The organism is Corynebacterium sp. MSK310 (assembly GCF_030227355.1).
GTDB classification, from domain to species: Bacteria; Actinomycetota; Actinomycetes; order Mycobacteriales; family Mycobacteriaceae; genus Corynebacterium; species Corynebacterium rhinophilum.
This window is the reverse complement of record NZ_JASPFZ010000016.1, coordinates 22,214-40,176: the sequence shown is the minus strand read 5'-3', so window position 1 is coordinate 40,176 and position 17,963 is coordinate 22,214. Positions and strand designations below refer to the sequence as shown.

Annotated in this window: 19 protein-coding genes; 14 read left to right on the top strand and 5 right to left on the bottom strand. The window is 56.8% G+C overall.

Features of this window, described 5'->3' with window-relative positions; genetic code table 11:
• Nucleotides 1–264: 264 nt before the first annotated feature.
• Complete coding sequence (locus QP891_RS10305; protein WP_284817056.1) at nucleotides 265–567, bottom strand: transposase; 303 nt, start codon at nucleotides 565–567, stop codon at nucleotides 265–267.
• 144 nt (nucleotides 568–711) lie between these two features.
• On the opposite strand from QP891_RS10305, the gene QP891_RS10300 reads away from it, so the two are divergent.
• Nucleotides 712–1,701 carry an MFS transporter gene (locus QP891_RS10300; RefSeq protein WP_350338574.1) on the top strand — a complete coding sequence of 330 codons (990 nt, stop codon included), beginning with the start codon at nucleotides 712–714 and terminating at the stop codon, nucleotides 1,699–1,701.
• A gap of 85 nt (nucleotides 1,702–1,786) precedes the next feature.
• Here the strand turns inward: QP891_RS10300 and QP891_RS10295 are convergent, their stop codons facing one another.
• Complete coding sequence (locus QP891_RS10295; protein WP_284770862.1) at nucleotides 1,787–2,221, bottom strand: LURP-one-related/scramblase family protein; 435 nt, start codon at nucleotides 2,219–2,221, stop codon at nucleotides 1,787–1,789.
• A gap of 28 nt (nucleotides 2,222–2,249) precedes the next feature.
• Nucleotides 2,250–3,383, bottom strand: a complete 1,134-nt coding sequence (locus QP891_RS10290) for an HNH endonuclease signature motif containing protein (RefSeq protein WP_284770863.1) — start codon at nucleotides 3,381–3,383, stop codon at nucleotides 2,250–2,252.
• A gap of 229 nt (nucleotides 3,384–3,612) precedes the next feature.
• On the opposite strand from QP891_RS10290, the gene QP891_RS10285 reads away from it, so the two are divergent.
• From QP891_RS10285 to QP891_RS10275, 3 genes are read left to right on the top strand one after another with little or no spacing between them, the layout of a single operon-like run.
• Nucleotides 3,613–3,954 (top strand): heme transporter, encoded by a 342-nt coding sequence (locus QP891_RS10285; protein ID WP_284770864.1) that lies wholly within the window; start codon nucleotides 3,613–3,615, stop codon nucleotides 3,952–3,954.
• Nucleotides 3,954–4,775 carry a hypothetical protein gene (locus QP891_RS10280; RefSeq protein WP_284805965.1) on the top strand — a complete coding sequence of 274 codons (822 nt, stop codon included), beginning with the start codon at nucleotides 3,954–3,956 and terminating at the stop codon, nucleotides 4,773–4,775. The genes QP891_RS10285 and QP891_RS10280 overlap by 1 nt, the downstream gene beginning before the upstream one ends.
• On the top strand, nucleotides 4,753–5,058 hold the full coding sequence (locus QP891_RS10275) for a CHY zinc finger protein (RefSeq protein ID WP_284770866.1): 306 nt from the start codon (nucleotides 4,753–4,755) through the stop codon (nucleotides 5,056–5,058). Before QP891_RS10280 ends, QP891_RS10275 begins: the two co-directional genes overlap by 23 nt.
• 16 nt (nucleotides 5,059–5,074) lie before the next feature.
• Here QP891_RS10275 and QP891_RS10270 read toward each other — a convergent pair whose 3' ends face one another.
• Nucleotides 5,075–6,382 (bottom strand): M20/M25/M40 family metallo-hydrolase, encoded by a 1,308-nt coding sequence (locus QP891_RS10270; protein ID WP_284817054.1) that lies wholly within the window; start codon nucleotides 6,380–6,382, stop codon nucleotides 5,075–5,077.
• A 77-nt stretch (nucleotides 6,383–6,459) separates the two neighbouring features.
• Here QP891_RS10270 and bioB point away from each other — a divergent pair, with 77 nt between their 5' ends.
• The 4 genes from bioB to QP891_RS10250 all read left to right on the top strand — a co-directional run bounded on the left by bioB (nucleotide 6,460) and on the right by QP891_RS10250 (nucleotide 9,978).
• A complete protein-coding gene (gene bioB / locus QP891_RS10265) occupies nucleotides 6,460–7,440 on the top strand; it encodes a biotin synthase BioB (protein WP_284770868.1) in 981 nt (326 codons plus the stop codon).
• On the top strand, nucleotides 7,440–7,703 hold the full coding sequence (gene bsaP / locus QP891_RS10260) for a biotin synthase auxiliary protein BsaP (RefSeq protein ID WP_023016459.1): 264 nt from the start codon (nucleotides 7,440–7,442) through the stop codon (nucleotides 7,701–7,703). The genes bioB and bsaP overlap by 1 nt, the downstream gene beginning before the upstream one ends.
• A 177-nt stretch (nucleotides 7,704–7,880) precedes the next feature.
• The gene (locus QP891_RS10255; RefSeq protein ID WP_005280543.1) at nucleotides 7,881–9,044 is read left to right on the top strand and encodes an ATP-binding protein; all 1,164 of its coding nucleotides are present in this window, start codon (nucleotides 7,881–7,883) and stop codon (nucleotides 9,042–9,044) included.
• Between the two features lie 10 nt (nucleotides 9,045–9,054).
• The gene (locus QP891_RS10250) at nucleotides 9,055–9,978 is read left to right on the top strand and encodes a Sir2 family NAD-dependent protein deacetylase (protein WP_284770869.1); all 924 of its coding nucleotides are present in this window, start codon (nucleotides 9,055–9,057) and stop codon (nucleotides 9,976–9,978) included.
• Here QP891_RS10250 and QP891_RS10245 read toward each other — a convergent pair whose 3' ends face one another.
• Nucleotides 9,979–10,992, bottom strand: a complete 1,014-nt coding sequence (locus tag QP891_RS10245) for an esterase/lipase family protein (protein ID WP_284805966.1) — start codon at nucleotides 10,990–10,992, stop codon at nucleotides 9,979–9,981.
• Nucleotides 10,993–11,593: 601 nt separating this feature from the next.
• Here QP891_RS10245 and QP891_RS10240 point away from each other — a divergent pair.
• The 6 genes from QP891_RS10240 to QP891_RS10215 all read left to right on the top strand — a co-directional run bounded on the left by QP891_RS10240 (nucleotide 11,594) and on the right by QP891_RS10215 (nucleotide 17,958).
• A complete protein-coding gene (locus tag QP891_RS10240) occupies nucleotides 11,594–12,742 on the top strand; it encodes an MFS transporter (protein WP_284770871.1) in 1,149 nt (382 codons plus the stop codon).
• A gap of 522 nt (nucleotides 12,743–13,264) precedes the next feature.
• Nucleotides 13,265–14,668 carry an AMP nucleosidase gene (gene amn / locus QP891_RS10235; RefSeq protein ID WP_284770872.1) on the top strand — a complete coding sequence of 468 codons (1,404 nt, stop codon included), beginning with the start codon at nucleotides 13,265–13,267 and terminating at the stop codon, nucleotides 14,666–14,668.
• Between the two features lie 72 nt (nucleotides 14,669–14,740).
• Complete coding sequence (locus tag QP891_RS10230; RefSeq protein WP_284770873.1) at nucleotides 14,741–15,253, top strand: phosphoribosyltransferase; 513 nt, start codon at nucleotides 14,741–14,743, stop codon at nucleotides 15,251–15,253.
• Between the two features lie 21 nt (nucleotides 15,254–15,274).
• A complete protein-coding gene (locus QP891_RS10225; RefSeq protein WP_284770874.1) occupies nucleotides 15,275–16,756 on the top strand; it encodes a SulP family inorganic anion transporter in 1,482 nt (493 codons plus the stop codon).
• Nucleotides 16,757–17,041: 285 nt separating this feature from the next.
• Nucleotides 17,042–17,530 (top strand): ferritin, encoded by a 489-nt coding sequence (locus tag QP891_RS10220; protein ID WP_005276181.1) that lies wholly within the window; start codon nucleotides 17,042–17,044, stop codon nucleotides 17,528–17,530.
• A 74-nt stretch (nucleotides 17,531–17,604) separates the two neighbouring features.
• Complete coding sequence (locus QP891_RS10215; protein WP_284770875.1) at nucleotides 17,605–17,958, top strand: hypothetical protein; 354 nt, start codon at nucleotides 17,605–17,607, stop codon at nucleotides 17,956–17,958.
• Nucleotides 17,959–17,963: the final 5 nt, after the last annotated feature.

Below are 17,963 nucleotides of genomic sequence, written 5' to 3'. Positions count from 1 at the left end.
AACCCTCCTGGCGCCACAGCCGGCGCACCACATCACGGCCACAGGTAAAACCAGCTGGCCTGGGCTTTCACCCAAGCACGGCGATAGCCCCAGCGTCGGTGCTCACCAGTGAAAGTGACGAGCCACCTGCGTAGAGCAGCGTACTTATCCACGCTGGGCTGCTGGTGGTGTGTGCGGGCGTTGTAGTACGCCGCTCTAGAGACCCCGACCACGCGACAGGCAAAGCGCACCGAATAGCCCACGGATACAACGTCATCGATGGCTTCATAATTTGCGTGCCGGGGAAAGAATTTTTGCCTCCGCAAGCTCCTTTAGTAGCGGTTTTTCCAACTCGGCTTCTCCGAGTAGGCGGGTAAGCTTGGCGTTTTCTTCCTGCAGTTCTTTAAAGCGGCGGGGTTTACTGCGGGACATCTCGCCGTACTGCTTGACCCAGCGACGGTAGGTTGCCTCGCTAACACCGAGGTCGCGGCAGACTTCGGCTAAGGTACTACCCGAGGCCTTCATGGATCGGGCTTTATCAAGTTTGGCCACGATCTGCTCAGGAGTGTGTTTTGAAAACTTCTTCATGATTATCAGTCTTCCTGCCCAACAAGGGGCTGTCACGGAAGACACGATCAAACCACATGGTCTATTTAATCCAGCCCAGACCAATTCAGCAGCTATCGAATAGCAATTTCTGTTCTCTTATTGGATCTGCTGGGCCTATTAGCAATGACAGCCTTTCCAGAGCCGTTGATCCTCATTTTTGGAAACCTCGTCACCGCATGCTTAAGCGGACTGTCGATTCCAGCCATTTTCACTATCGTTGACTCCCAAGTCAGTGGAAGCCAGCAAGCGAAAGCCTTCTCCCTCTTGGATACCGCGCGCCTTGGCGGCGGATTCCTTGGCTCATTGCTGGGAGGATTACTTCTTGACCAAAGGAACGTGCAGACTGCACTCTTTGTTGAAGCTTGCGCCGTGGCGGTTTCGCTACTTGTCTTTTTCTTCCTCTACAAATCCACGTCCCAGGACAATTCAGTGCAGCTAAGACTGAAAGAATCTTCACCGAGCTTTTTCCAAAAGGTACTCGAGGCTCCTTCTCTCTTATTGAAAAATAGACGTTCTCGCTCCGCACTAACCAGCATTTGGGGAGCAATCATTTGCACCTCGATTTTCAACATTGCGCTTGTCTTCTATGTGACCAGTACCCTCCAAGCGAGCGGTACGGTATATGCAATCATCGCCCAGGCTTTCATCGTGGGCCGCATCTTTGGCGCACGATTTTCAGCCCATCTCAGCGCACACAATGCCGAGAAGGCCCTGACCGGAGCCGGCTTCGCCATGGGGTGTTTTATTGCTTTACCCGGTCTAATTCCCTCCTTGTGGCTCTGTATTCCATGCTTCTTCCTTGGCGGAGTATGCAATGCCGTTCAGGTGGCTGCACTGCGAATCATCGTTGTTGGAACCGCACCTGATGAGGTTAAGCCCAAAGCCCTTTCTACGATGGGATCGACAAATAGCTCTGCGATGCTTATCGGATACATCATCGGGGCGCCTGTCGTAAGCGCCATCGGCACTTGCCGTATCCGGAATTGGAACCTCCGTGCTTACAGTGGGACCAGTCCTGAAACACCGTTTGCACTGATGCCCATGTGCGCACCTAGTTGCTGTTTTTCTTTTTCTTCGTGCGCAGCATATCCATGCTCATTACGGCGCCGATGATAGCGGCGTGCTGTTGCTCGTTGAGGTGTGGCGCGATCCGTAGAAGATACGTGTTTTTGCCCATGAAGTAGTTGCCCATGCCGGTCTATTTATTGGAGACATCGGCAAGCTGGCGATCCTGGGAGGTGATGGTGAGGTTCCAATCCCAGAAATCGCCGTGCACTTCGACGCCGGCAAAGCCCTCCATTGTTAATTCCATCTTCGTTTTGAACATGGAGAAGCGCTTGGTGATAACGGCCATGGGCTGTTCAATTCCCGGTAGGTGTACTTCGTAGGTATCCCTCAAAAAATTCGCCGGATCCGAGATCGTCATGACTGTTTGTTGGGGGTTGCCTTCGGCATCCGTGAGCGCGACCTCCAAGCTGCGGGAGGGTTTAAACACCATCTCCTTAAGGCTGGTGGATTGCACAATGGTGCCCACTGGGGTCCCGTTGACATCAGAAATCATGAATCGATCCTTGAGGAGGGACTTGGTCTGGGAAATAACCAGCTCGTTGAGCGTGAATAAGTTTTGCATCATGCCAGCCAATGTATGGCAGTGGGCGTTTTTAATCCTCCTCCCTAGGGGTGGTTTTTGCTTCTTCTTGTGCTTCGTGGGCCTCTTCGTAGGCCCGTGCGCGGTGGACGGTCATGGTTTGTGCAAAAGTCTGCACCCAATTCTTATTCTTTTCCGCCAGCGGGCCGGAGGGCTCGGTGACGGTCCAGGTGCCGTCTTCGAAGAGCCAAATAATGTCCCGGGTGTGCGGATCCATGACGTAGAAGGCCCGGCCATCGGTCTTTATGTTGTGGTGGTGCTGGCACAGGCACGCAAGGTTTGTGGGAGTCGTCGGCCCGCCATCCGCGTGGTTGATGCGGTGATCCTTTTGGCACACCGTGGCAGGACGGTTGCAGCCAGGGTAGCGGCAGGTGCCGTCGAAGCCTTCGAGGTAGGCTGCCATATCTGGCGGGGTTACGTATCCCTTAACCTCCTTATCCGGGTTCATTTCCCGGATCTTGGAGTAGGGCAGCGCGTTGGAGCGCGCTGGGTCGAGCCATCCGACGGATTCAATGAATGCGGGGGAGTTGGGGACATCGGTTGCCTTGTAGGCGTTCAGGATGACCTGGGGCGCTTCGGTATTGCCGGTGAGGAGGGAAATGGCGGCATCGGCAAGCGAGCAATCCAGCTTGAGCGCAGTCTCCTTGATGCACTTATCGACGCACGCCATCACCGAGGGATCCGCGCTCAGCGTCATCGCCGCGGTATTGTTTCCCCAATTCTCCATGGTGTAGCGCGGCTGCGTTGGCCCCTTCTTGACCGCGAGGGTGTCATCTTCGAGGTTGATGAGCTCATTAATCTTCCTTTTAATCTGCGCTTGCGTCCGCATGGCCTGGTTGGCGCGGATGGGTGTGAGGTAGGCGGTGAGCTGCTCATCGATGCGCGCGACTACCTCCGGGGTCGGGTTGCCCAGGCGGTTAAGGGATTTATTGATGGCAATGAGGCGGTCTAAATCTAAGTGATAGAGCTGGTGCTGCAGTTCTTTCAGCTGGGGCAGCTCTTCTAGGCGATACAGGGCCATCAGAATATGGCCGATTCGCCCCTGATTAACTCCGGTGGTGCGGTAGAGGGATTGAATGACTAATTCGAAATCAGAATCGAGATCGGGGATCTGCTCAGTCCAGAACTCATATTCAGTCTTTCGCATCTCAAAAGCTAAGCGTGTAGTGGGGTCTTTGGTGTTGGTCGTGGAAAAGTAGGGATCTTCCATGGCGCTTAAAACCTAAATTTGTAGTGTGAACGTGTGTACGAAACACACTATAGAACACCCGCTGGACATTCGCCTGTTTTAACGCGTTTTTGCAGGTAGAACTGCATATTTTTCCGTCAAGATAACCAGCTTAAAAAGCAAAATTATGTGCTAGTTTAAGGCAGGTATGAGTCAGGAGCAGGAAACGCAGGAAGAACCCGGCCGCGCGTGGTGGCAATGGTGGGCGCCTTTGGCGATGATCGCTGTCTTCTTGGTGCTCCCGCCGGCGATTTACCAGGCGGTTTCTGGCACGGTATTGCTCGGCCTCATGGGTGGGCTTACCGTGCTTATTGCTTTTATCGATGCCGCCACATTCCGCTACTCATGGACCATCTTCTGGGTTGCGGGCATCGCCTATTTCGCGGCCATGGCGATGTACTTCAACGAGGGGACATGGATTTACCTGCCGGTAGTGGTCCTTTTGGCGTGGGGTGCTAGCAAATTGGGCGCCAAGGTGAGGGAGCGCTGATGGAAATCTGGCGGTTGGACCACCCTGAGGCCGGCCTGCTCGAGGTTGAGCGTGGCTACGATGCCGAGTTCGCTGAGCGGGGCGAATGGCCCAAGGAGCCAAAGGAATTTACGCCGGTGCTTGGCGATGCCCCCTTTATCCGCCGCATCCAGCTCTGGCGGAAGAATCCTGCACCCCGCATGCAGATCGTGGTCGACCACGAGGTTCGCAGCCGGCACGACAAGCCGCGTGGTGGCCATTATTCATTGCAGAAGAAGCTGGAAAGCGATCTCTCATTCAGTGAGAATAATGCGCCGCGGACTAAGCCTTATTTAGATATCCAAGCCACGCCCTTTGGGGAGATACAGGATGTCTACTACCGCGATGGGGAGGAGGCCGTGGCCTTTGATCCGCCGCCGGGCTCCTTGGGTAAAAAGCGGCGCCGGGCAATGGAAGAAAGCCCCTTCAAGCGCGTGCTGTATCCACTGCTCGGTGGGCTGGGGAAGTCCGGGTGGGCCATCGCGATGATTGTTTTGGCTCCTATTATTAGCCGCATCCTCTCGCGCTTGCTGCCGGATTGGGAGCTGCCAGATGTAGATTTTCCGGAGATTTACCTACCGCTGCCGAATCTGCCGGAGCCACCGCAGATTACCTTGCCCGCGCCGCAGTTTGCGATGCACTTTGTACCGCCGGAATGGGTGGTTTTCCTTATGGATTACAGCAGGGTGTGGATGCCTATAGTTATTGCCATTGCCTTTGGGGTGATGGCGGTGCGCAATGCAAAGAAATCGGAGGCGAAGAAGAAGGAGTGGCAGAACCATGAAGATTCGCGGCGCGATTGATGCGGAGGGCAGGTGCAAGCATTGGCATTCCCCGCTCGACGTGGTGGCCAATAAGTGCGCGACCTGTGGCGAGTACTTTGCGTGCGCGCTGTGCCATGCGGAGCTGACGGATCATGAGTTTGGGCCCATGCTTGTCGATGCCCCCGCTGCCCTCTGCGGTTCCTGTGGCCTCGAGATGGATTACCAGCTGTATTCTTCTGTCGAGGCATGCCCGCAGTGTGGGCATATGTTTAATCCCGGCTGCAGTGCGCATGCCGGGATCTATTTTCAGGTCACCGCGTAAAAGCGAGGGGAGAGTGCTACTGGTTCAGGCCCAAGAAGCGGTTGACCAAGCTGTGGTAGGCGCGCACGGTGAGATCCAGGTCCTCGAGGTAGAGGTGCTCATCGTGGCTGTGTAATTGCGAGTTGGCGCTGGCCATATCGCGCCCCTCGGCATGCATCGCGAAACCGTAGGCGTTGCCGCCCTTGCGTCGAGCGAAGCGGAGGTCGGAGCCACCGGTGGCGTGGACGGGCACGACGTCTTTATCGGGGAAGAACTCTTTGGCGGTGGCCTCAATGGTGCGCCAGAGCTCGGTATCGGTGGAGGACTGGGTGGCATTTTCGGTGATGAGGTGTTCGATTTCTACCTCATCGGCGAGATCGCCCAGTGCGCTGCGGAGGAAGTCGTCCAAGTCTTCCTGGGTTTGTCCAGGGAAGGGGCGGATATCCATCTCGAGGTAGGCGTGGGAGGGAAGCACGTTGATGGCTCCGCCGGCACGCAGGACGGTCTCAGAGATGGTGGTGTGGCTAAAGGCATGGGCGTAGGCACCGAGGTTTCCGAATTTGGTGTAGTCACCGGTGCCATCGATAAGCTCTTTTTCGGTCTCAGGATCGAACTTGAAGGTGCGGACGAAGCCCTCCCAGATCTCGTTGGAGGCTGTGGGTGGCTCGGCTTCGGCGATGCGGCGGGCGACCTCGCCGATCTTTACGATGGCAAAGTCCTTGCCGTAGGGAGTCGAGCCGTGTCCGGCATCACCGGTGACGTGGAGGCGGCGCTGACCGGCGCCCTTTTCGCCCACGTTGAAGCCCACCGCGCCGGGCAGGTGGCTACCGCCGGTCTCGGAGAGGCAGTTCTTCCAGGAGAAGGCATCGGGGTGGTTTTCTGCCATCCACCGCACGCCCAGGCCACCGCGGGCCTCTTCATCGGCCATGCCCACGAAGGCAAGCGTTCCGCCGGGGTTGCCGGCGCGCGCTACCTCGCGGGTGACGGCGGCCATGGTGGCGGTAATAAAGAGCATGTCTACGGAACCGCGGCCGTAGAGCTTGCCATCTTCAATGAGGGCCTCGAAGGGTGGCTTGGTCCACTTGGGTTCGTCGACGGGAACGACATCGGTATGCCCCATAAGGGTGAGGGGCTCCTTGGCGGGATCGCCGGGTACGGTGACCACGATGGACACGCGGCCTGGGTGGGATTCAAAGCGCTCGATGGAGACGTCTTCACCGGCAAAAAAGTTCTCTAGCGTATCGGCATTGCGCACCTCAAAGCCGGAATCCGGGGTGAGGTCGTTTACGCAAGCATTGCGGATGAGTTCTTGGAGGAGTTCGAGGGTGTCATCGTAAAGCGTCATGCCCCTTAGGGTAATCCCGCGAAAAAAATTTTGTGATTTTGGCCAAAGTTGAACGGCGTTCAAGTAGGGTTCACTGCATGAGCATCATCGACATCGCCCGTGAGAAACCTCTGGAGCAAGGCAAAGGCCTTAACCAGGAAGAACTACTACAAGTACTGCAGGTTCCAGATTCCCAGCTGGAAGAGATTGCTGATATCGCCCACCAGACCCGCCTGAAGTGGTGCGGCCCGGACGTATCGGTCGAAGGCATTATCTCCATCAAGACCGGTGGTTGCCCAGAGGATTGCCACTTCTGCTCCCAGTCCGGCCTCTTCGAGTCCCCAGTGCGCGCAGTGCGCCTGAACATCCCTGAGCTGGTGGAGGCGGCACAGAAGACCGCCAAGACCGGCGCCACCGAATTCTGCATCGTTGCTGCGGTGAAGTCCCCGGATGACCGCCTGCTGGATCAGGTGGGCGAGGCCATCGCCGCCATTAACGATGCCGTTGACATCGAGATTTCCTGCTCCCTGGGCACCCTGACCCGCGAGCAGGCACAGCGCCTGAAGGACATGGGCGCACAGCGCTACAACCACAACCTGGAGACCTCCCGCTCCTACTTCCCCAACGTGGTCACCACCCACACCTGGGAAGAGCGCAAGAAGACCCTGGATTACGTGCGCGAGGTAGGCATGGAAGTCTGCTGTGGCGGCATCATCGGCATGGGCGAGTCCCTGGAGCAGCGCGCCGAGTTCGCAGCACAGCTGGCAGAGATCGATCCGTGCGAGGTTCCGATGAACTTCCTCGACCCTCGCCCGGGCACCCCGTTCGCTGACCGCCCGCTGGTTCCGCTGGGTGAGGGCCTGCGCGCCGTTGCTGCATTCCGCTTGGCGATGCCCTCCACCACCCTCCGCTTCGCCGGCGGCCGCGAGCTTTCGCTTGGCGATGACGGCACCGAGCGCGGTTTGCTCGGCGGCATCAACGCCATCATTGCCGGCAACTACTTGACCACCTTGGGTCAGGAAATCGAAAAGGATGTGGACATGCTGGGCCGCATCGATCTCCCGATCAAGGCTCTGTAGTGTCCGAGCCGAACTCTGAGTTGGCAACCGCCGTCCTGGCCGGGGACGAGCCAATTTTCCACCCCAATACCGGCAAGCCGATCGAAGAGGTCTTCAAGCTGCACCCCGCTGCAGCTGCTGGCCTCGACGTACCGCGCTACTGCCAGATCTGCGGCCGCCGCATGGTGGCCCAGGTGCGCCCCGATGGCTGGCACACCAAGTGCTCGCGCCACGGGGAGCTAGATTCTGAGTGGTTATACGTAGAGCAGCTACCAGAGAGCTAGCACTACCAAGATAAGGAGCCGCTGCCGTAAGGCAGGCGGCTCTTTTTCTATTGAAAAATGGCTCTGACCTGGGTATAGGTAAATCTACTTGCGAAATTTGGTGCGCTCTACTTTAGAGATTTGGTACTCTCTACTTTAGAGATTTGGTGCGTCCTACTTGCGAAATTTGGTAAATATATGTTTGTTCCTCGGCAGCTCAGTGGATCTATAACGCAGTTAATGAAATGGTTTCCAGTTGTCAGCGTGACGGGGCCGCGGCAGTCTGGGAAGTCGACTCTTCTGAGAGAAATGTTTCCGGACTTGTCATACCTCAATCTTGAGGATCCAAGTATTCGAAGGGTGGCACAAGAAGATCCTGTGGGTTTCCTTTCGAGCCAAAGTGGACCGTTGATTATAGATGAGGCTCAATATGCACCGGACCTGTTTTCCGTTGTCCAACTTCGCTCGGATGAAGTGGGAAGCCCTGGGCAATATATCTTATCCGGATCGCAAAATTTCTTGCTTATGGAATCCATAACGCAATCGCTGGCGGGCCGCGTTGGGATCAGTCATTTGTTGCCCTTCGGCCTCATGGAAGCTCGCTCTATATCAGCTGATCTGACCGTTGATGAATTTATGGTTCGTGGAGGATATCCGCGCTTGTACCAGGCGCAAATTCCTCCGGAAATCTATTTTGAAAACTACGTGCAGACTTATCTCCAACGGGATGTGAGTGGGTTACTCAATGTTCGGAATAGTGATAGCTTTTGGCGATTCATTAAGGTCTGTGCGCTGCAAGCTGGAAACTTAATCAACTATTCCGCAATCGCAAATGAGATTGATGTTTCTTTCCAGACGGTAAAAAATTGGGTCTCAATTCTGGAGTCTAGTTTCATCATATTTTCTTTACCCAGCCACCATTCCAATCCCCGGAAGGTGCTTACTAAGACCGCGAAGTTGTATTTCTATGATACTGGTCTGTTGTGCCACCTTCTTGGTATTTCTTCACCAGAAGAACTTTCTGTGCATCCACAGTCAGGTGCAGTGTGTGAAAATATGGTGGTAGCAGAAACCATGAAAACGCATATTCACTCTGGTCGCAAGCCGGATCTACGGTTCTATCGGGATAGTTCTAAAAGAGAAATCGACCTATTGGATTTTACGGGCGGCGATCCTAAGGCTTATGAAATCAAGGCATCGCAGACCTATCATTCCAAATACACGCGTCATCTCGCGACTGTAGGTGAAGAGCTGGAGATCAAACCCGCAAACCGCACAGTGCTGTACCGCGGCCAGCATTCCTTCGAAGCGAATGGTGCGCAGGTAGTCCCTGTTGAGCAGTACTTGAAGGCGCTTGATTAGATTGGTGGGTATGGATCCCGCTGTAGCCCATGCTCATCAGTCCGCGCTGCGATCGATTGCGCGCGTCGTGGAGGAGACGGCGCCGCACACGGAGGCAGGGAAGGCTTTGGGGGACATCGGCAAGCAGCTGCGTAACGGGCCGGTCATGGTGCTCACTGGGGCGGGGGTATCGACGGAATCGGGGGTTCCGGATTATCGCGGGCCGCGGGGCTCGCTGAGCAGGCACCGCCCGATGACGTATCAGGAATTTCGCCATGATCCGGCCGCTAGCCATAGGTATTGGGCGCGTAGCTTCGTGGGCTGGCGCGTGATGGATTCCGCGGCGCCGAATCGCACGCATTATGCGCTCGTGGAGTTGGAGCGCGCCGGGCTGGTTAATGGTGTGGTCACCCAAAACGTGGATGGCCTGCATAAACGAGCGGGTACGGAGAGGTTGGTGACGCTGCACGGTGATATGGAAACCGTGGTGTGCTTGTTGTGTGGGCATCATGAGGATCGCGGGCACTTCGATGCGCGCCTGGCGGCCGCGAACCCGGGATACCTGGAGCGCCTAGTCGTGGAAAGGGACCAAGTTAATCCGGATGGTGACGTGACGCTGGATGAGAAAGATGTTGCGGCGTTCCGGATGGCGGGCTGCGAGCGCTGCGGATCGGAGCTGCTCAAGCCGGACGTGGTGTATTTTGGCGAGCCCGTGCCAGCCACGCGGCGGGATGCCGCCTTTGCGCTATTGAATGAGGCTAATTCGCTGCTGGTCGCCGGTTCTTCGCTGGCGGTGATGAGCGGTTATCGCTTCGTGCTTGAGGCGAAGAAGCAGGGCAAGCGCGTGGCCGTTATCAATGGCGGGCCAGGCCGCGGGGATAAGAAGGTGGATACGCTGTGGCGCACGCAGGTGGGCCCGGCTTTTGATGCCCTGCTCGATGAGTTGGAGATTTAATCAACGCGGCGTGTGCTCTACCATCCTGAGCAGCGTGCGCACGATGGCGTGCACGCGCCTATCCATGGGCATATCTTCGTGCATGACCACGGCGTGGCGGTCAAAATCTTGGATATAGATATTGCGCACCGCACCCTCAGGAGCGCCCCCTGGGTCGAGGAAGCAGGTCTCGGGCGGGACAACGACGGCATCGGAACGCGTGGCGATGCAGGTGTAGCTCACGCCGGATTCGAGGTCGCCGTCGCGGTTGACATCGCGAAGCACCTCGCTGCCTACCACCTGGTCCATGCCGGCGGGGCCAAACCAGCCATCGATAATGGAGCGGATCACCGCCTCTTGGCGTTGGGTGCGAATGAGGCGACTGGCGATGCCCCCGTGGGTCGTCCCATGATTAGGCGCGCTAATGCTCATGAGGTGGATGACCTTTTCGGCGCCGCCGTCCATGCGCATCCAGTACCGCGCGAGCAGGCCACCCTGGGAGTGGCCCACCAAGATGACCTTGTCTGCCCCGGTCACGGCAAGCACGGTATCGATATAGGCGCCGAGCTGCTGCGAAGATTCCGGGATGGTCTGCGTGGCGCGATGGCCATAATCAGGGGCAAAGACCGCCCAGCCGTCCCGGCGCAAGATATTGCCCATAATTTGCCAGACGCCCTTGGTATCGCAGGTGCCATGCACCAGGATGACCGGCCAAGGGCGTTTGTCGCTCGGGCGGGCGCCCCAATCGTCTTCGAAAACGCCGCGTGGCTTCGTGCGTGCGCCGAGGGGCAGGGTCCTGGCGGCATCGGCATCGAGGGCGGAATCGCCGGGACTAGACTTATCCTTTTCGGCCTTGAGGCGGTCAACGATCTCATCGGCGACGTCATCCTGCAAAGAACTGGCCGCGGCCGGGGAGGCGATGCCAAGGCGAGGCGAATCTTTTTCTTCGGATGCATCTTCCTCGTTCACGCGCCCGAATTTGAGGAGTTGTTCAGAAATAATACTTTTCAACTCTGCAAGAGATTCGACAGCCATGCCTTCCAATCATACGCGTTAATGCAGGTAAATGGCCTCTTTGGAAAAGTTGAAGAAATTTATGGAGAAAACGCTTGACCTCGCGCCACAATCTTTGTAAACTTAGGCTTGCCTAATCACGGGCGGTGCTTACGGCGTAGGGCGCTCCACTCCTTGCCGCTAAGTGCCAGAGATTAGTCATGGGGAGAGGGCCCGCCGATGCGCAGTCGGCGGGCCTTCGTTTATGCAAGAAAACTTGCACGATTATCGCAGGCCGTTTAGCCTTGCTAATTGTTCAGGATTTCTTGCACGATTGGAGTAAGGGTGAGCCCGCGAAAGTATGAGCATCCAGCCATCGAAGAACTAGAATTCGTCCGTGTTCTGGCCGCAGTAAGCGATCCCATCCGGTTGGAAATGGTTAAGCGCATGGCGGACGGCCAAGAGCACGATAGCTTGAGGCTTGCCGATGACCTCCCGAGATCTACCCTGACGTATCACACTCGACAGCTCCGCGAAGCGGGAGTGACGTGGACAAGAAGTAAGGGTCGAACCTGTTTGATTTCTTTGCGGAGCCAAGACTTGAATGAACGTTTTCCGGGCTTGCTTGATGCGGTGATTGACAATGCTTAAGCAGCTGTGGCCGTTTGTCATAGGTAGCGTGGCCCTCGGCTTAGATGCATATGTTATTGCTGGCTTGCTGCCGCAGATTGCGGAAGACTTGGGCACGAACGGCAGCATGATTGGCTTGGGCGTCACCGCTTTTACCGGTGCGTACGCTGTATCTGGTCCGCTGTTATCGGGTAAAGCGGGCAAGAATCCGCGTAGCGGCCTGCTTGGCGCAATCGCTGTATTTTCTCTGGCGAATATTATGACTGCCGTATCACCTACGGTGGAAGTTTTTATCGTCTCGCGGCTAATTGCTGGTGTGGCGGCGGGAGTCTATTCGCCGTTGTCCTCAGCGGTTGCGGGTGTGTCTGTCGCAGCAGAGCGTCGCGGGCGCGCACTGTCATTGGTGCTAGCTGGATTGGCGGTGGGAACTGTCGTGGGTGTGCCGGTGGGATTGGGTGTCGCTGAGCAGTTAGGCTGGCGGGCTACTATTGGGTTGGTTTCGCTAGTTGGCATAGTGGCGATGGTAGGTATAGCGTTGCGCAATCCGAGTGCCGTACCGGCTGTGCCTTCTTCCTCGCTGAGACAGCGAGTCCGAGTCATCGGCCGAGTAGATAATTTACTTACGGTCCTAGTTACTTTCTTTGTGGGAGTGGGGTCGTTAGGTTTGTACACCTATATTTCTGTCGTGCTCGGTCGTGTGCAGGTAGACACCATTGCGGGCATGTGGATATGGGGTATCGGTGGCGCAGTGGGCGCATTTGGAATCGGGCGGGTGCTCGATAAGGTAGATAGTTCTCGCACGCTAACGTTAATAATCATTGCTTTACTTGCCGCTGATTTCGCGCTATTACTGCTCTTCCCTTCGAGTCATGTGGTGGCAGCGGTGTGCCTATTTGCATGGGGGCTTTTGGGTTGGGCTTCTATGGCGCCGCAACAAAATACCATGCTCAGTGCGAACCCTGATGAAGGTGCGACTGCAGTCGCTGCGAATGCATCTGCAAACTATCTGGGCTCAGCTGTTGGTTCTGCAGTAGGGGGTCTTTTGCTTCCTTCATCCACGGGGCTTTTGCTTGCTGCGCTATTTGCAATTTTATTAGGAATCGCATGCAATGTTGGAGTCGGCACTCTTTCTCGCGCTCGGTCCGGCGGGCATGCGGCTTAGGCACCCCAAGGACTACTAAACTTTATTCCCATATCGGCAAAAGTTAAACGCTTTTTGTGGCTCATACCGCTGATTTTCGCGCATTAAATGAGGCATTCGTTTTTCGGAGTACGCGGTGCACTGTGAGTACTTCGCCATATTCTTTTGCCACTGTGGTGTCGAAGGGTACGGTTTTTCTTTCCTTTAATCGTGCAGCGGAGAGCTTCTAAAAGTCCGATCTTTCCGCCTTCCAGTCAGAGAAGCATGATTCCGGGGTGCAACTCGGATAAGGACTGCGGTATTTGCAATAAGGTTCGTTAGCGGTTTGAAACCGTTCCACTATCCGTTCATCGGGTTCCGAATTCCTAGCTTCAGAGATTACGTTGACACCGATGATGGTTGAAAGCCGACAAGCCCTGCCCCTTCGCTGGTGATATCAGCAGAGCTTTAACTCAGGCTATCTCGGTATAAACCTATCTCGGTATAAACAATGTATGGCACGGAGCACTGCCGTGCTGCGCGGTCCCCGCTAAACTCGCCGTTATGACCGATCTGCAGCATGTCCACTCCGTAGATGAAGCGGTGACTCGCTTAATTGAGCATTATGAAACCTCATGTGAGTTGGGGCGTGAGGCCCTTGCCTCGGGCACCCTCGATGATTATCGCCACGTGGTCTATCCCAAGGTCACGGTGGAGATTCGTAAATGGCAGCCGATTGACCGCTCCGAGCCCTTTGGCTATGTGAATGAGGCGGGGAAGTACTCCGCGGTCATCTCTAGGCCGCACATCATCCGCGAGTACTTGCACGAGCAGCTGACTCGGCTGACTAACAATTATCCGTGCGATATCTTCGTGGGCCAATCGGATGAGCGCATTCCGCCGGAATACATCAAAGATGCCCCGGCGGCGCCGCAGGAGCGCGGTCCCATCCCGCGCCCGACCTTGGATGAGGTCAACGATGCGATTATTGATGGTGAGTGGGATGCCTTCCACGGCGAAGAAAAGCCGCTGTTTCACTTCGGAGCGCAGCGCTTCGATATTGCCTGTGCGCGCATTGAGCACTACACCGGCGTCGAGGTCGATACGGTGCAGAAATACATTCTGTTTACCAATTACGCGATGCACACCACGGAATTCGTGAAATTCGGCCTGCGCGAGCTGACCAAGGAGGATTCGCGGTATACGGCGCTCGTATTGCCCAATGGGGAGACCATTCATCCCAATGATGCGGTGGACCTCGACCTGGATGGGCTGACGCTGACCTCGCGCTTTCAGATGCCCCGGTTCGATCTCATTACCGCGGGCGGCGATGGCATCACGATGATCAACATTGGTGTAGGGCCATCGAATGCCAAGACGATTACGGATTGCTTGGCCGTGCTGCGGCCGGAGGCCTGGATCATGATTGGCCACTGCGCCGGCATGGATGGGCGCATGCGCATCGGTGACTTGATCTTGGGCAATGCCTACGAGCGCCACGACCACATCTTGGACCGGCAGGTGGTTTCTTCCACACCGATTCCGGCCATTCCAGAGGTCCAGCGCATGCTGGAGGCATCCGTGGATGAGGTCTACGGCAGCGATAATTCGCTCATGCGCACCGGCACGGTGCTATCGACCGATGACCGCGATTGGGAATGGCGCACCAGCCGGGATCTGTGGGAGTGGTTGCGCACTTCTACCGCGGTAGCGGTGGACATGGAATCGTGCGCCTTGGCGGCGAATGGGTACCGCTACCGCGTGCCCTATGGCACGCTGCTATCCGTATCGGATCTTCCCCTGCACGCCGTGCCGAAGCTGCCGGCACAGGCCCAGGCGTTTTATTCCAACTCCAAGGAAGCCCACGTCATGTGCGCCGTGCGCGCGGTGGAACAGCTGGCAGAAAACCCGGAACGCCTGCGCACGCGCAAGCTGCGGCGGACGTTGGGAGAGGTTCCTTTCCGGTAGCTGCTTTCCCTTGGTAGGTATCGCTAGTTAAACTACAAAGAAAGCCCATGACGCAAAAGGAGCCGCGCAATCGTGACTGAGAATTGGATCCACCCGGACCGGGAGAACCTCACCTGGGAAGTCTTCGGCGAAGCGAGCCGGAATCTTTCGGAGCAAATTGTGGAATCCGGCTGGTTTCCTGACTTGATCGTGGGCGTTGCCCGCGGCGGCCTGATCCCAGCCGGTGCCATTGGTTATGCCATCGGGGTCAAGGCCATGGGCGCTATCAACGTGGAGTTCTACACAGATATTGGCCAGACCTTGGACGAGCCGATCATCTTGTCCCCGCAATTGGATACGGATTCCCTCAAGGGCAAGAAGGTGCTCGTCGTTGATGACGTGGCCGATTCCGGCAAGACCCTGGACTTGGTGGTGAACTTCCTGGAAGAAACCGCCGATGAAGTGCGTTCCGCTGTGGTGTACACCAAGCCGAAGACCATCTTCGAGCCGGATTATTCGTGGAAGAAGACGGATAAGTGGATCAACTTTGCTTGGTCGGTGCTGCCGGTTATCACGGCGGATGGCTCCTTTCGGGAAGGCTCGTAGTAGCTACTAGTATGTGCAGGCGTGATTAACGAGCAGCCTGCACCCACTGGCGTCATCGCCAGTTTCCGCTTTGCATTTTCCTTACCTGCGCGTTTGCGCAAGGAGGTCCTTGGCGGACTGGCGGTGGCGCTTGCTTTGATCCCGGAAGTTTTAAGCTTTTCTATTCTCGCTGGTCTCGACCCGCGGGTGGGGCTGTATTCCTCGGTGATTATGGCGATGGCTATCGCCTTTACCGGCGGCCGGCCCGCCATGATTTCCGCGGCGGCCGGCGCGGTTGCCCTGGTGGTGGCCCCGCTCGCGCACGAGTATGGGCATGATTATGTGGTGGCGGCAGTGCTTGCGGCCGGTATCATCCAGGTGCTGTTGGCGTGGGTGGGCATTGCCAAGCTCATGCGCTTTATCCCGCGTTCGGTGATGACGGGATTCGTCAATGCGCTGGGCATTATGATGTTTACCGCGCAGCTGCCGCACCTTATTGATGTCCCCTGGATGGTCTATGTGCTGGTGGCCATTGGCCTGGCCATCATGATCATTTTGCCGCGGTTTACCCAGGCAATTCCGGCGCCGTTGGTGACCATCGTGGTGGTAAGCATCATCGCCGTCGCGGCGGGGTGGAAGGTGCCGGATGTGGCGGACCAGGGCGAGCTGCCCACGACGCTGCCGGGGCTGTTCATTCCGGATATTCCGTGGAACCTGGAGACCCTGCAGATCATTGCGCCCTACGCCTTTGGGATGGCGCTGGTGGGCCTCATGGAATCGCTGCTTACGGCGAAGCTTGTCGATGACATTACGGATACCCACTCCGATAAGACCCGCGAATCCTTTGGCCAGGGCATTGGCAATATATTGGCCGCGGCGATTGGCGGCATGGGCGTGTGCGCAATGATTGGCCAGACCATGATCGGCGTCAAGGTCTCCCAGGCCCGCACGCGCTTGTCGACGTTCCTCGCCGGCGCCTTCCTCCTCGTGCTGTGCCTGCTTTTCGGCGAGGCGGTAGGCCGCATTCCGATGGCCGCGCTGGTCGCGGTGATGATCCTCGTGGCGGCGACGACGGTCAATTGGCATTCCATCCGCCCGCGCACGCTCAAGCTGATGCCGCTTTCTGAAATCCTCGTCATGCTGCTGACGGTCGCGGGCACGCTGGCCACGCATAACCTGGCGGTAGGAGTGGTCTTAGGCGTGGTGGCTGCATCGATTGGCTTTGCCCGCCGGGTGGCGCACCTCGTGGAAGTTGAGTTGGTAGATGGATATACCTACGTGGTGCATGGCCAACTCTTCTTCGCCTCCTCGAATGATTTGGTTTACGCCTTTGATTACACGCTTGATACGGACTTCGTGGTGGTGGACCTTTCCGATGCCGAGGTCTGGGATGCCTCGACGGTGGCGACGCTGGATGCGGTGCAGAAAAAGTACGCGGATCGCGGCATTGAGGTGGAGTTTCGGGGCCTCGATGGGGCGAGCGCGCAGCGCCTGGAGCGCCTGAGTGGGCAACTGGGTGATTAATATCACATTGCGAGCGTGATGTGCGTAAGCGTACCGGCTGAGAAGCGTTGGATGGAGTGGACTAGCGCGGCGAGATTGACCGTTTAGGGCAATGACCTCGAACTATTAGGCGATATTAACTTCGTGCCGTGGAGCAGCTTTGTCTTAACTAACTTAGGTGATCCAACCTGAAAAATGCCCCTGAGGTGCGGGTTTGATTAAGCATACCTTGCTAGACGGGAGATTTTATTTGGGTATTGTAGTGCCTACAACCAATTAATTGATTCCTACAGAAAGGATTTAGCAATGGATGAGAAGCTGCAAACCCTGCTAAACAATCAGGTCATTAACGAGCACGGCGCCGCTATGGTCTACACCCAGCTGGCCTACGAGATGGACAACCTGTCCTTCCCGGGTATGCGCGACTGGTTCATGGCTCAGGCTAGCGAAGAGCGCGTCCACGCACAGAAGCTTGCGGATCACCTCTTGGCACGCGGCTACCGCGTAGAGCTCAACGATATCCCGGTTGGCTCCATCAAGGCTGCCACCCCGCTGGATGCGTTCGAGGCTTCCTTGGCACACGAGCAGAAGGTCTCCGAGCAGATCCGCGAGATCGCCCGCGTTGCCCTTGACATCCAGGACCTGGACTCCCGTCAGCTCATTGACTGGTTCCTGGCTGAGCAGATCGAGGAAGAGGACACCGTTTCTGAGATCATCGACCAGATCAAGCTGGTGGGCAACGATGGTGCTGGCCTGCTGCGCATCGATTCCCGTTTGGCTAACCGCAACTCCTAAGTTGTGAATAACAAACCCATCAAGATTTAAATCAATCCTCCCATAGCACTGGACTGCTGTGGGAGGATTGACGTATGTCTGCACACCTCAAAGCAACCCTCTCTGCCACCCTGGCGGTATTGGCATTAAGCCTCATCATCGGTGCTGCGGTCATCTCAAGCCACGTGACCCTCGGCATCTTTTTGACCACCGGGGCGCTCATGCTGAGTCCGTTTGCGGGGGTGGTGATGCTGGCGTGTGGGGTCATCGGCAAGCGCGGGCTGGTCAACCGTTCCTTATATTCCTTGAGTGGAATGCTGATTTTGGCTTCGTTGGCTGTGTTCATGGTTTTGCCGATGGCGCAGGCGACGCTGGCGCTGGTGATTTTTATCGCCGGTACCGCGGTGGGGATTGTGGCACTGCAGACCCAAGCTACTAGGCGCGCATAAACTGG